This is a genomic window from Sphingomonas sp. HF-S4, from assembly GCF_032911445.1.
In the GTDB taxonomy this organism is placed as follows: domain Bacteria; phylum Pseudomonadota; class Alphaproteobacteria; order Sphingomonadales; family Sphingomonadaceae; genus Sphingomonas; species Sphingomonas agrestis.
In genome coordinates this window covers 1,654,302-1,667,480 of the sequence record NZ_JAWJEJ010000001.1, presented here as the reverse complement: position 1 = coordinate 1,667,480, position 13,179 = coordinate 1,654,302, and the positions used below count along the sequence as shown (strand labels likewise).

Sequence of the window (13,179 nt, the reverse complement as noted above, 5' to 3'; positions counted from 1 at the left end):
CATGCTGGCGCTCGCGCGCAGCGGCACTGCCGAAGGGCTGTGGCTGCGCGCCGAGCGCCAGACCGGCGGCAAGGGACGGCAGGGCAGGGCCTGGGCCTCGCCCGAGGGCAATCTCTACATCTCCACGCTGGTGCGCGTGCGACCCGGTGAGCCTTCGCCGGCGACCCTCGCGCTGGTCGCTGCGGTGGCGCTCGACGATACCGCGCGTGTGTTCGGGCTCGAGCCGCTGCTCAAATGGCCCAATGACCTGCTGGTCGACGGCGCCAAGCTCTCCGGCATCCTGCTTGAGCGCGCCGACGACGCCGTGGTGATCGGCTTCGGCGTCAATCTGGCGCACCACCCCGACGATCTCGGCCGCGCTGCCACCAGCTTCGCGGCGCATGGCGCGGCACCCGATCCCAGCGTCTTCGCCGAGACACTGGCCGAGGCCTTCGCGCGCTGGCTGTCGCGCTGGCGCGATGGGATCGCCCCGGTGCGCGACCGTTGGCTGGCACGAGCGCATCCCAAGGGAACGGCGCTGACCGCGCGGCTTGCCGACGGTAGCGCCATCGACGGGCTGTTCGACGGCCTCGATCCGCAGGGGGCGCTCATCCTGCGCTTGGCCGATGGCTCGGCGCGTGTCATTCACGCCGGCGACGTGTTCCTGCTCTGAAGGGAAGCCAGATGCTGCTCGCCGTCGATGCCGGCAACACCAATGTCGTCTTTGCGCTGCTCGAGGGCGGCGAGATCAGGGCGCGCTGGCGGATCGCCACCGATCCGCGGCGGACGGCCGACGAATATGCGGTGTGGCTGAGCCAGCTGCTGAGCCTCGAAGGCTATGACCGCGCGGCAGTGACCGGGGTGATCGTCGGCACCGTGGTTCCGCGCGCGCTGCACAACCTCCAGGTGCTCAGCCAGAAATATTTCGGCACCGAGGCAGTTATCGCCGGGCAGGGGAGCGCCGAATGGGGTTTCCCGCTCGATGTCGAGGAACCCGGCAGCCTGGGCGCCGACCGCGCGCTCAACATGATCGCGGCGCATGCTCGGCACCAAGGCGACCTGATCGTCATCGATTTCGGCACCGCGACCACCTTCGAGCTGGTAGACTATAGCGGTGCCTACAAGGGCGGGATCATCGCGCCGGGAATCAACCTGTCGCTCGACGCGCTGTTCACCGCGGCCGCCAAGCTGCCCCGCATCGCGATCTCGGCGCCTGAGAGCACGACGGTGGTCGGGCGCAATACGGTCGACCAGATGCACATCGGCATCTATTGGGGATATATCGCGATGATCGAGGGTCTCGTTGCCCGGCTCAAGGCCGAGGTGGGGCGCCCCCTGAAGGTTATCGCCACCGGCGGACTGGCGGTGCTTTTCGAAAAGCATACATCGGTCTTCGACACGATCGAACCAGACCTGACCATCCAGGGTCTGGCCATGCTGTGGGAACGCAGCCAGCAAGGAAATTAAGTGACTCCAGGCAACGAACTCCTCTTCCTCGCGCTTGGCGGCTCGGGCGAGATCGGCATGAACGTCAATCTCTACGGCACCCAGGGCAAGTGGCTGATGGTCGATTGCGGCATCACCTTCGGCGACGCCAACTATCCCGGCATCGACGTGCTGCTGCCGGACCTGCAGTTCATCGAGGAGCAACTCGACAATTTGGTCGGCATCGTGCTGACTCACGGCCACGAAGATCATATCGGTGCGCTGCCCTATCTCGCCGCCGATCTGGGCGTGCCGCTCTACGCCAGCCCGTTCACCGCGGGGCTGATCTACGGCAAGCTCGAGGAAGAGGGCATCACCGACCAGGTCGAGCTCAACGTCATCAAGGAAGAGGGCTCGTTCAGCGTCGGGCCCTTCACGCTGACGATGAACCGGCTCGCCCATTCGATCCCCGAGGGCAATGCGATCCTGATCGAGACGCCGTATGGCAGCGTGTTCCACACTGGCGACTGGAAGCTCGACGAATCGCCCGCGTTGGGTGGCGCCTCGACCGCGGCGGAGCTGACGGCGATCGGCGACAAGGGCGTGCTGGCGCTCGTGTGCGATTCCACCAACGTGTTCAATCCCGAGCCCTCGGGCTCGGAGATCGACGTCCGGAAAGGCCTCGACGAAGTCGTGGCGGGCATCAAGGGTCGGGTGCTGGTCACCACCTTTGCGTCGAACGCGGCACGATTGCAGACGCTAGGCGAAGTTGCGCAGGATTGCGGGCGGAAGGTGTGCGTCGCGGGGCGCTCGCTCGATCGCATCCTAAAGGTTGCCCGGGCGACCGGCTATCTGCGCGAATTCCCGGAGACGATCGACTTCGACACCGCGATGACGCTGCCGCCCAGCGACGTGATGATCATCGCGACGGGCGGGCAGGGCGAGGCGCGCGCCGCGCTCAACCGCATCGCCGAGGATACCCATGCGCTGAAGCTGCATGCGGGGGATACCGTGATCTTCTCGTCGCGCCAGATCCCGGGCAACGAGATCGCGATCGGCAGGATCATGAACACGCTGGCGCACAAGGGCGTCGAGATCATTACCGACCGTCAGGCCTTCGTCCACGTCTCGGGGCATCCGGGGCGGCCCGAACTCGCCGAGATGTATCGCTGGATCCGCCCGCAAGTGCTCGTCCCCGTGCACGGCGAGCTTCGTCACCTTCACGAGCAGGCGCGCTTCGGCAAGGAGCAGGGGATCCCGACCACGGTCACGCAGACCAACGGCGAAATCTGGAAGCTCGCGCCGGGGAAGCCCAAGCAGGTCGGCAACGCGCCGGTGGGACGGCTCGTGCTCGATGGCGACGTGATCCTGCCGGCCGACGGCACGACGATCAACGAGCGGCGGCGGATCGCCCTTTACGGCCAGATCTCGGTCGCGGTGGCGATCCAGGGCGGGCGGCTCAAGGGTGCGCCGCAGATTCGGGTGCAGGGCGTTCCCGTCGAGGAGGATCGCGACGCATTCCTCGAGGAAGCCGCGCAGGCGGCGGCGGACGCGGTCAAGAAGGATGGCCGCGACATCGAGAAGCTGCGCGAGAGCGTCCGGCTGGCGGTTCGCCGCGCGGCGGTGCGCTTCACCGGCAAGAAGCCGGTGGTCGACGTGCTGATCGTGGAGCTCTGACGCCATGCGCTGGCAGTCGATGCTCGCGATCTACATATTGTTCTGGACGCTCGCGGTGTTCCTCGTCCTCCCCTTCGGGGTGCGCACCGCGCAGGAGGCGGGGGCCGAACTGGTCCCCGGCCAGGCGGAAAGCGCGCCCCACGGGTTCAGCGCGACGAAGATCCTGATACGCACGACGATAGTGGCGACCGTGCTTTTCGTCCTGTTCTACCTGAACTACGTCTATGGCTGGGTCACGCCGGAAATGCTCGACTGGACGGCGCGGTAGGATTCGCGGCGCTTAACTTCGCACTTTGCGCATTTTTTGTTTTCGAAAGTTGCGTGACGAAGCAAGGATGTGTCGTCGAGGGAGTCGCCTGGTTTTACCGTTTCAAAGAGCCAGCGCGAGGCTGGCACGGGAAATCCTACATTGGAAGAGTGTATGCGTAGGCTCTCCATCGTTCCTCTGCTTGTCGAAGCACCGGTCTTCTAACTCAAGGAAAACGGCGCTCGACAAGCTCAGAGCGAACGGGCGGAGGTTGCCTTCTGGCTGATCAGCGCAGCCGTTCGATCGCCTGGGCGAGGGCGACGTAGAGCTTGCCCATGTCCGACGAGAGCAACGTGACGCCCAGCGCCGAGCCGTCGCGGAGCGCGAGGATGTGGCGGAGCATCGCCTCGAAATCGTGGATGTAGCGGTTGACGTGTTCGCGGAACGCCTCGTCGGCGTCATAGAAGCGCGCGATCTCGCGCATGTCGCCATTGTCGAGCAGGCGGACCGCGCGGCGCGTGAACACGCCGCGATCCCCCTTGAGATACGCCGCCCAGGCGCTGTCGGTGACTTCGGCCGAGAAGGCCTTGGCAATGTCGATCGACGCCGAGTTGAGCGCTTCGATCAGCAAGGTGGTACGGCGCGCGAAATTGTCGGTATCGGCGCGCTCGCGATCGACGCGCTCCTCTTCGATCCGGGCTTCGAGCCGCGCTGTGGTGTCGGCGAGCGCGACCATCTGCTGGGTCAGCCGTTCGGACGCGCGGGTAGCGGCAGTGACTGCGGCCTCGGTGCTGTCGGCAAGCTCGACCATCTCGTGGCGGATCGTGGCATCGACCGCGCGCTTGAGCGCCGTGCCGCTGGCCTCTTCGAGCGCGGCGGCGGCGCCGGGGACGATCGTGGCGAGCGCTTCGCGGGCGTGGTTCGCGGCGGCGCTGGCGGTCTCGCGCACGCTGACCAGCGCGTCGACCAATTGCGGTGCGGCGGTCTCGGCGAAGCGGCGGGTGGTCTCGATCGTGTCGTCGACGATGTGACCAAGCGAGGCAGCCTGCTCGCTGCCCGCCGCGAGCGTGTCGAGCAGCGAGGCCTGGGTCTTGGCGAGCGTGTCGCGCTGCTTCGAGACGACATCGGCGATCGCCTCGATCGCGTCGTGGGTGCTTTCGGCGGCGGTGACCAAGGCGAGCAGCTCGGGCTTGGCGCCGGCGACGATCTTGCGGCTCGCGCCGATCCGCTCGTCGAGCCGGGCGAGCGCCTCGGGCAGGGTCTCGTCGATCTCGCGCGCCGAGGCGTCGAGCGCGGTGAGCAGGTCCTCGGAGGTGCCGATTGCCTTGCGTGCGAGCTGGTCGCCGGTGCGCAGTGCTTCGGACATCGCGTCCATCGAGCCGTGGAGCGCGCTGACCGAGGCGGCGAGCGACTGGGTGCGATCGGTGCCGGTGGCGTGGAGCACCTGGAATTCGCGGTCGAGCCGGTCGACGCCGGTGAAGAGCCCGGCGAACAGCGTGTCGCTGCGGCCCTGCTCCTCGGCGAGGCGCGCGCCGATGCGGCCGATCGCTTCCTCGATCACGGCCATGCGCTCGCCCAGCGCCTCGGCGCTGTCGCGGCCCGCACGGTCGAGCGCGGCCTGGTTGGCGCCGAGCATTGCGAGGATCGCCTCGCCCTGCGTGGCGATGCCTTTCCGCGCTTCGTCGACGGCGCCCGCGGCGCGATCGAGCACGGCATCGACTTCGACCGACATCTGCTCGGTGACCTGTTCGAGCCGATGGCTCGCGGTCTCGCTGGTGGCTTCCATCCGCGCGATGTGCGCGGCAAGGCGCTCGGCGGCGCCGCCGGCGAGCTGGTCGGCTTCGCGGCCGCGCTCGGCGAGCGCGGTGATCTGGGTGTCGAGCGACGCGGCGCGCTGGCTGGCGAGCAGCCCGGCGGCATCGATGCGGCCGGCGAGGCCCTGCATCTCGGCATCAGCCTTGGGCAGGGTGGTGAGGATGATCTCGAAACGCTTCTCGGCCTGATCCATCGCATCGCCGAAGGTGCGGATGCCGCCGTCCATCCGATTGGCCTGGCGCTCGACCATGCCGGCCGCGCCCTCGACGCGCTCGGCGGCGCGTTCGCCGAGGACGGTCATCGCATTGGTATGTTCGGCGAGCGCGGCGTGGTTCTCGGCGACCTTGGCCGAGATCGTGGCGAGGACGCGTTCGAGCGCGGCAGCCTCGGCGCGCATCGCGCGGGCAGTGGCGCCGAAGCGGCGCGCCTCGGCGCGGCTGGTGCGCAGCGCGAGCAGATAGAGGATGCCGACCAACGCGGGTGGCACGCAGAGTGCCGCGATCAGCTGGATCAGCGCGACGGGCTCAAGCCCGCGCTGGAAGGCGGGCCAGGCGAGCCACGCCATGCCGGCGAACCAAGCGGCCACGGCGACCCAGGCGAGCGTAGGCGCGATCCAGCCGAGACTGTGGCTTTCGTCTGTGTCCTCGTCGAGATCGAGCTCCTCCAGCGGGGCGGGAAGCGCCGAATTGTCGGAAAGGACGAACTCTTCGTTGCCGTTGGAAGGCTCGAAAGCGGCTTGTGCTGGTTTTCCCCCGTTCATGCCCGAACTGTACCATGTTTGGACAAAAGGCCAAACGCCCGAAACCATCGGTTAACCCCGTTCGGATAGCGTTCGGCGCATGGCGTATGATCCGGGTGCAATCGATGCGACGCTGGCGGCGGCGGTGGGTGACGAGCCCGCGCTGATCGCCGAGCTGCGCGAATCCTTTCTCGACAGCGTGAAGCGCGGCGTGGCGGCGATGAAATCGGCCGAGACTCCCGACGCCTGGGCGACCGCGGCGCTGCGGCTCAAGGGCCTCTCGGCGAGCTTCGGCGCGGTGCGGCTGATGGCGCTGGCGGGCGAAGCGGTGAGCGGCCCGGCGCATGACGGCGCGGTGCTGCGCCGGCTGCAGCGGGCGATCGACCGGCTCTGACACCATTTGGCTTTGCACGAAGCGCGAAGTGTGTTAGTTGTATCACTCACCTGATGCGGGGGAGTGTGGTGATGCGTAGCGGATGGTTCGGGCTGGCAGTGGCGGGATCGGTTTTCCTTGCCAGCGGTGGGGCCGCCCAGGAAACTCCCGGAGACGATATCACGGTGACCGGCCAGCGCGAAGTTCCTCGCGCTGAGGCCAGTCGCTTCGTCCGCGACGTGGCTACGACGGTGGATGGGCAGTTCGCGCGGTTTCATGAGCCGGTGTGCCCGATGGTCATCGGTATTCCCGAAAATTATGCCGAGGTGGTGACGGCACGCGTGCGCGCCGTTGCGCGCGACGCGGGCGTACCGCTGGGGGGTAGCAACTGCGCGCCCAATATCCTCGTCATCGTCGCGAACGACGCGGACCAACTGGTGAAATCGATGCGCAAGGATGCGCCCGGACTGTTTCGTGGATTGGAGCTGGACGATATTCGCAAGGCGATGCGCGAAGGCCCGGTGCATGTCTGGAGCACGGTGGAGACGCGCAACGAAGATCGCGTCGGCGCGAGCGCCAAGGGATCGGACGGAGGCACGCCCGGCGCGCCGGGCGGCCCGCCGACGGCAGGCGCGAGTTCGATGCTGGTCCGCAAGGCATCGATCCTCGAGCTTTCGACGATGCAGGCTGCCGTCCAGTCGGTGGTCGTCATCGACGACGATGCAGTGCTGGGCAAGACGCTGACCCAAGTGGCGGACTATGTGGCGATGCGCACGCTGGCTGGGGCGCGGCCGCCCAAGGTCGGGGCGAAGTCGGACACGATCCTGACGCTGTTCGAGCCGGGCGTAACCGCACCGCCGGGGCTCACGCTGATCGATGCCTCGTACCTCAAGGGCGTGTACGACACGCGGCCGCAGGGGAAAGGGGTGAGCCAGGCGAGCACGATCGCCCGGACGATTACCGAGGACTCGCGCGAACGATCGGGGATGCGCTAGCGTTTGCGGCTGAGCTCGCGCATCGCGTCGTCGAGGCCGGCCAGGGTGAGCGGGTACATGCGGTCGTGCATGAGTCCGCGGATGATCTGGACCGACTGGGTGTAGCCCCAATGCGCCTCGGGGAGGACGTTGAGCCAGACCGCGGCGGGATAGGTGTTGACCAGGCGCTGCATCCAGACTGCGCCGGCTTCCTCGTTGAAATGCTCGACCGAGCCGCCGGGGTGGCTTATCTCGTAGGCGCTCATCGAGGCGTCGCCGACCAGGATCAGCTTATAGTCGTGGCCGTATTTGTGCAGGATGTCCCACATCGGCGTGCGCTCGGTAAAGCGGCGGCGATTGTCCTTCCAGACGCCCTCGTACGGGCAATTGTGGAAATAGAAGAATTCGAGGTTCTTGAACTCCGAGGTCGCGGCCGAGAATAGCTCCTCGCAGAGCTTGACGAACGGGTCCATCGAGCCGCCCACGTCGAGGAAGAGCAGCAGCTTGACCGCGTTATGGCGTTCGGGACGCATGCGGACATCGAGCCAGCCCTGCTTGGCGGTGCCCTCGATCGTCGCGTCGATGTCGAGCTCGTCGGCGGCGCCTTCGCGGGCGAAGCGGCGCAGGCGGCGTAGCGCGACCTTGATGTTGCGGGTGCCGAGTTCCCGGGTGCTGTCGAGATTCTTGAATTCGCGCTGGTCCCAGACCTTGAGCGCGCGCTTGTGCTTGCTCTCCCCCCCGATGCGGACGCCTTCGGGGTTGTAGCCGCCATTGCCGAAGGGGGAGGTTCCGCCGGTGCCGATCCACTTGCTGCCGCCTTGGTGGCGGGCGTGCTGCTCCTCGAGCCGCTGCTTGAGCGTCTCCATGATCTCGTCCCACGAGCCGAGCGACTTGATCGCTTCCATCTCCTCGGGGGTGAGGAATTTCTCGGCGACGGCCTTGAGCCAGTCCTCGGGGATGTCGGCGGGGGCGACGCCATAGTTGGTGGCGATGCCGCGGAAGACCTTGGCAAAGACCTGGTCGAAGCGGTCGAGCAGGCCCTCATCCTTCACGAAGGTGGCGCGGGCGAGATAGTAGAAGGCTTCGGGCGTGTGGTCGATCACGTCGCGGTCGAGCGCTTCGAGGAGGATCAGATGCTCCTTGAGGCTGGCCTGGATGCCCGCGGCGCGCAGCTCGTCGAGGAAGTTGAAGAACATGGCGCCCTTCTAGGGCTGGCGCTCGTAGAGCGTCCAGTGGGTGCCCGACATGCCGCGCGCGCGGGTGCCGGCGATCGGGGCATAGCGCGCGCCGCAGAGCGCGATCGCGGCAGGCGGTTGCTCCCCGCGGAAGCGATCGGCGAAGAAGAAGCGCGCGGCACTGCAATCGGCGATCTGGACGGTCAGCGGATAGTGCGCCGAGGCGGCGGCGGCCTCGAGCGTGGCAATGCCGGTCTCGCGGTCGAGCAGCAGGCGGGCCCCCTGCGGCGCGCGCGCCTGCATCGCCCGGATCGCGGCACCGACATCGCCGCGGCGGTTGATCGCGAGATCCACGTCGCAGGCGAGGCTGGCGAGGGTGATCGCGGCGAGGGTGCAGCCGGCCAGGATGCGTTTCCAGCCGCCAGCGCGCAGGCCGAGCCAAAGCAGCTCGGCAAGCAGGACCAGCAGCGCGATGCCGACGAGGAGGTAATAGCGCGGGTGCGCGACATTGCCCGCCTGGAGCAGCGCCAGCGTCAGCGGAAAGGCTAGGATCGCGAGTCGGTGAAAGGCGATGCGCGACACGCCCGCCGAGGGGGCGAGGATGACGAGCGCGGGGACGAGGACGAACCACCAGATGCTGACCACCGGGAAGCCGAGCGTGTATTCGACCATCTCGGAGACGCCGTGGAGCAGCTCCATCGTGTCGTACGGATCGTAGCGGCCGAACTTGAAGCCGGTGCGCGCCTCTGCAGCGCCGAGGATGATCGCAACGACGAGGCCGAGCGCGATGCCCGAGGGCAGGAACAGCCTGAAGCTGGCGACGAAGGCGGGCTTGAACCCGTCGCGCTGCCATAGCGTGAAGAATACCCAGCCGGCGATCGCGCAGAAGGCGAAGAACATGGTGAGCTGGGCGAAGGCGCCGAGGAAGAAGCAGAGCGCAAGCGCGGTGGCGGGGCTGCGCTCGGCCCGACCGGCGAGCCAGCGGTCGACGAGCAGGATCGCGGCGAGCAGCGCCAGCGTCATCGGCGCATAGCCGCGGGCCTCGGACCCCAGGGTGACCAGCGCGGGGGAGACGGCGAAGAGGAGCGCGGTGACCAGCCCGAGCGCCAGGCTGCGGCGCCGGCCGATCGCAGCGGCAACGAGGATTGCGGTGGTGCCGGTGACGATCGAGAGCGCGCGGGCGAGCGGAGGCGGGGCGTCGAAGCCGACGAGCAGCAGCCAGAGCGAGTTCAGATGGTGGTTGTTGTCGTGGTTGATGTTGAGGAACACCGCCAGCGGCGTGCCGGCATCATGCGCCTGCTTGGCCGACCAGGCCTCGTCGAGCCAGAGCGCGCCCTGGGCGCCCGCGATGCGCAGCGCGAGGCCGAGCAGCACGAGCCAGCCGAGCAGCCACCAATATCGCCTCTCGGCCGTTCCCCCCTGCATGCGCGCAGTAATGCGTCAGCGCCTCAGGTCGCACAAGTCAGCGGGCATAGGCATCGATCAGCGAGCCGACATAATCGGGCTGGCGGCTGGTCAACTCGGCGGCGGGGCGAGCGGCGCGGACCGCCTTGCCCGCCGACGGATCGGGCGTGCCGTAGATGAAGCCATGCGCCGGGTAGATCGAGCTGCCGAGCCCATTGGTGTCGCGATACCAGACCTTGACCAGGCTCCAGTCGCCGCGCTCGGAAACGTCGAACAAGGTGACGTCCTGCTCGGCATGGCCGCGCTTGCCGTTCTGGCGCGACCAGTTGGCGTGGGTGATCATCAGCACGCGCTTGTCGACGATGCGGCTGACCACCGCGACATGGCCGAGCTGGAGCTTCGAACTCTTGGCGAAAGCGAGGACGGCGCCGACGCGCGGCTTCTGCCCGCGCTGGTAGCGGCCGTCGGCCTGGTCCCACCAGGTCCAGGCGTCGCCATAGATCTGGATGCCCGACGCCTGGCGGGCGAACGGGACGCACTGGCCGACATATTCGAGGAGCGATTGCGCCTGCGCGGGAACGGCCGCGCACGGCGCCGCAAGCAGGAGAGAGAACGCCAGGAAACGCATACACGGGTACCGATACAGATACCCCCCCAAGCGCCGCGTATCGGGAAACGGTTAAATTTGGGTTAACCCTGTTTTCCGTCGTTCAACTGTGCGGGATCGGTGACTGCGGTGCGCGCGCAGGCCAACCGCTCCTCGAGCAGGCCGAGATAGCGCTTGCCCCAAGCTTCGCGCCGGGCGGCGGTCAGTGCCTGGCCGAGCAGCGCGGCGTCCTCCTGCGGCGCGCCGAGATAGAGATAGGGCATCTCGTGCTGGCTATAGGCGACTCCGCGCAGCACCGCGCGGACGAAGACTTCGCTCACCACCGGGTTCGCCGGATCGAGCGCATGCGCGGCGCGATACTGGTCGAGCGGCGAGGGCGTACCGGGATCCACGGCGTTGCCGAACAGCCCGAGCAGCATCCGCGCCTCGGCATCGGCCGGCACCTGCGCCGCTTGCGCCGCGACGGCGGGCTCGAGCAGGTCGCGGACCAGCGGATCGGGCGTCAGCGGCGTATTGCGTTCGAAGTCGGCGGCCTCGGCCAGCCAGCGCGTGAAGGCGAAGCGATCGGCGAGCGGCCAGACTGCCGCTTCGGCGACGAAGCCGGTCAGCGCGGCGAGCGCCGCATCGCGAAGGCCCTGCGCGCGCAGCCCGCAATAGGTGCGATACCCGCCATGACGGGGATCGCCGTCCGCGGCGCCGCCGATCCGGGTCAGCAGTTCGAGGGTTTCGGGAAGCAGGTTCAATTGCGTTGCGGCGGGGGTGGCGGCTGGCGCGGGAAGCGTTCGAGCGCCGGATCGATCACCGCCCAGGGGGGAGCATCTTCGGTCCAGATCGTGACTTGCGGGGCAAGGTCGTTCGGCGCGTCGATAAAGCCCAGGCGGATCGTGCGGAACTGGGGGCGCGCCGAGGACTGGCCCATGACCTGGGTACCGCAGGTGCCGCAGAAGCTCTGGGTGAGCGTGTTGCCGCTCGCCGCGACATAAGACGTGGTAGCGAGGTCGCCCTGCAAGGCGATGGCATCGGTGGCGAACATCGCGTTCGTTGTCGGCGAGCCCGCGGCGATCTGCTGGCACTGACGGCACCAGCACTGCCGCACGGTTAGCGCCTCGCCGGCGATCGTCGCGGTGACCGCCCCGCAGGCGCAACGGCCGGTATAGCGGCTCATTTGCCCTGCCGCCGGCTCATGAATGCCAGCCGCTCGAACAGCATCACGTCCTGCTCGTTCTTGAGCAGCGCGCCGTGGAGCGGGGGAATCGCCTTGCTGCTGTCCTTCGACTGGAGCACCTCGAGCGGCATCTCCTCGTGGAGCAGCAGCTTGAGCCAGTCGAGCAACTCGGAGGTGCTCGGCTTCTTCTTGAGCCCGGGCACGTCGCGGATATCGTAGAAGATATCCATCGCCTTGCTCACCAGGATTTTCTGGATGCCGGGGAAATGGACGTCGACGATTCGCCCCATCGTCTCGCGATCGGGGAACTTGATATAGTGGAAGAAGCAGCGGCGCAGGAACGCGTCGGGAAGCTCCTTCTCGTTGTTCGAGGTGATGACGACGATCGGGCGCTCGGCCGCGCGGACGGTCTCCTTCGTCTCGTAGACATGGAATTCCATGCGATCGAGCTCCTGGAGCAAGTCGTTGGGGAATTCGATGTCGGCCTTGTCGATCTCGTCGATCAGGAGGACGGGAAGCTTGGGTGCGTTGAACGCCTCCCACAATTTGCCCTTGCGGATATAGTTGGCGATGTCGTGAACGCGTTCGTCGCCGAGCTGGCCGTCGCGCAGCCGGGCGACGGCGTCATATTCGTAGAGGCCCTGCTGTGCCCTGGTGGTCGACTTGACGTTCCACTCGATCAGCGGAGCGCTTACCGCCTTGGCGATCTCATAGGCGAGGACGGTCTTGCCGGTGCCGGGCTCGCCCTTGACGAGCAGCGGGCGGCGGAGCGTGACGGCCGCGTTGACGGCGACCTTGAGGTCCTCCGTCGCGACATAGCTTTGGGTGCCTTCGAAGCGCATATGAGCTTGGTAGAGGGTGCCGAGGGCGTGAGGCAAGCGCGTTCCCCTCCCGCTCGCGGAAGGGGAGAAGATCGGCCTCAGCCGCGGGCGCCGGCGCGGGCTTCGAGCAGGTCCCACAGGCCGCGATGCTGGGCGAAGACCTGTTGCGCGCCGAACAGCATTGCGCGTTCCATCGCGCTGGCGCGGGCGAGCGCATCGACGACGCTGACCGTCTCCTCGGCGAGCGGCAGGGTCGAGACTGGAACCTGGAGCCCGAGGCGGCCGGCGACGGCGTCGAGCACCGCGCGGATCGTCGCCCAATCGATCGCCAGCGCGAGTGCGGCGCCGGCGGCGCAACCCGCGCGGTCGGACTGGGCGAGCATGTCGAGGGCGTGGCGCTGCGCCTGCGCGGCGGCTTCCGATTCGGCATGGCCGGGCGTGCTCGGCAGCGGGCCGGCGGCGGCGACGATGCGGACGAGATAGGCGCGCTCGGTGGCGAAGGCGCTCGCCGCGGCTTCGAGCCAGTCGCGCTCGAGCGAGACTTTCGCGCTGCCGAGCGCGTGCTCGATTACGCCGGGATGGCGGCCGTGGAGGACGCAGATGAAGTGCGCGGCATCGGCGAGGTCGCGCAGCGGCTCCAGAGTCCCGGCGAGGCGCTTGAGGTAGGGATGATTCGCGCTGCCGTCGGACGCAACGAGCGAACCCATCGCGCCCCAGGTGCCGCCGAGCCGGGCGATCTGTGCAGTATCAAACGGCATATGCCCCCAAATCCCTGGAA

14 protein-coding genes are annotated in these 13,179 nt (G+C 67.7%); 6 read left to right on the top strand and 8 right to left on the bottom strand.

The window, feature by feature from the left end:
* Position 1 precedes the first annotated feature (1 nt).
* Genes RZN05_RS07245 through RZN05_RS07230 form a run of 4 tightly spaced genes read left to right on the top strand, consistent with a single transcriptional unit; the run spans position 2 to position 3,349 of the window.
* A complete protein-coding gene (locus RZN05_RS07245; protein ID WP_394804787.1) occupies positions 2 to 652 on the top strand; it encodes a biotin--[acetyl-CoA-carboxylase] ligase in 651 nt (216 codons plus the stop codon).
* Positions 653 to 663: 11 nt separating this feature from the next.
* Positions 664 to 1,446 carry a type III pantothenate kinase gene (locus tag RZN05_RS07240; RefSeq protein ID WP_317225946.1) on the top strand — a complete coding sequence of 261 codons (783 nt, stop codon included), beginning with the start codon at positions 664 to 666 and terminating at the stop codon, positions 1,444 to 1,446.
* Entirely contained in the window at positions 1,447 to 3,081 is a 1,635-nt protein-coding gene (locus tag RZN05_RS07235) for a ribonuclease J (RefSeq protein ID WP_317225945.1), read from the top strand.
* A gap of 4 nt (positions 3,082 to 3,085) precedes the next feature.
* Positions 3,086 to 3,349, top strand: coding sequence for a DUF1467 family protein (locus RZN05_RS07230; RefSeq protein WP_317225944.1), 264 nt, complete (start codon positions 3,086 to 3,088; stop codon positions 3,347 to 3,349).
* 265 nt (positions 3,350 to 3,614) lie between these two features.
* Here RZN05_RS07230 and RZN05_RS07225 read toward each other — a convergent pair whose 3' ends face one another.
* The gene (locus tag RZN05_RS07225) at positions 3,615 to 5,903 is read right to left on the bottom strand and encodes a coiled-coil domain-containing protein (protein ID WP_317225943.1); all 2,289 of its coding nucleotides are present in this window, start codon (positions 5,901 to 5,903) and stop codon (positions 3,615 to 3,617) included.
* A gap of 79 nt (positions 5,904 to 5,982) precedes the next feature.
* Between RZN05_RS07225 and RZN05_RS07220 the strand changes: the two genes are divergently transcribed.
* Complete coding sequence (locus RZN05_RS07220) at positions 5,983 to 6,276, top strand: Hpt domain-containing protein (protein ID WP_317225942.1); 294 nt, start codon at positions 5,983 to 5,985, stop codon at positions 6,274 to 6,276.
* Positions 6,277 to 6,347: 71 nt separating this feature from the next.
* Positions 6,348 to 7,250, top strand: coding sequence for a hypothetical protein (locus RZN05_RS07215; protein ID WP_317225941.1), 903 nt, complete (start codon positions 6,348 to 6,350; stop codon positions 7,248 to 7,250).
* Here the strand turns inward: RZN05_RS07215 and RZN05_RS07210 are convergent.
* From RZN05_RS07210 to RZN05_RS07180, 7 genes are all read right to left on the bottom strand, one after another.
* Positions 7,247 to 8,425 carry a vWA domain-containing protein gene (locus RZN05_RS07210; RefSeq protein ID WP_317225940.1) on the bottom strand — a complete coding sequence of 393 codons (1,179 nt, stop codon included), beginning with the start codon at positions 8,423 to 8,425 and terminating at the stop codon, positions 7,247 to 7,249. The genes RZN05_RS07215 and RZN05_RS07210 overlap by 4 nt on opposite strands.
* 9 nt (positions 8,426 to 8,434) lie before the next feature.
* Positions 8,435 to 9,829 carry a hypothetical protein gene (locus RZN05_RS07205; RefSeq protein ID WP_317225939.1) on the bottom strand — a complete coding sequence of 465 codons (1,395 nt, stop codon included), beginning with the start codon at positions 9,827 to 9,829 and terminating at the stop codon, positions 8,435 to 8,437.
* A gap of 37 nt (positions 9,830 to 9,866) precedes the next feature.
* Positions 9,867 to 10,436: a CHAP domain-containing protein gene (locus RZN05_RS07200; protein WP_317225938.1), complete on the bottom strand. Its 570-nt coding sequence runs from the start codon at positions 10,434 to 10,436 to the stop codon at positions 9,867 to 9,869.
* Positions 10,437 to 10,498: 62 nt separating this feature from the next.
* Positions 10,499 to 11,158 carry a hypothetical protein gene (locus RZN05_RS07195; protein ID WP_317225937.1) on the bottom strand — a complete coding sequence of 220 codons (660 nt, stop codon included), beginning with the start codon at positions 11,156 to 11,158 and terminating at the stop codon, positions 10,499 to 10,501.
* Positions 11,155 to 11,580 carry a GFA family protein gene (locus RZN05_RS07190; RefSeq protein WP_317225936.1) on the bottom strand — a complete coding sequence of 142 codons (426 nt, stop codon included), beginning with the start codon at positions 11,578 to 11,580 and terminating at the stop codon, positions 11,155 to 11,157. The genes RZN05_RS07195 and RZN05_RS07190 overlap by 4 nt, the downstream gene beginning before the upstream one ends.
* Positions 11,577 to 12,422 (bottom strand): AAA family ATPase, encoded by an 846-nt coding sequence (locus RZN05_RS07185; RefSeq protein WP_317225935.1) that lies wholly within the window; start codon positions 12,420 to 12,422, stop codon positions 11,577 to 11,579. The genes RZN05_RS07190 and RZN05_RS07185 overlap by 4 nt, the downstream gene beginning before the upstream one ends.
* 77 nt (positions 12,423 to 12,499) lie before the next feature.
* Positions 12,500 to 13,159 (bottom strand): DUF6975 family protein, encoded by a 660-nt coding sequence (locus RZN05_RS07180; RefSeq protein ID WP_317225934.1) that lies wholly within the window; start codon positions 13,157 to 13,159, stop codon positions 12,500 to 12,502.
* Positions 13,160 to 13,179: the final 20 nt, after the last annotated feature.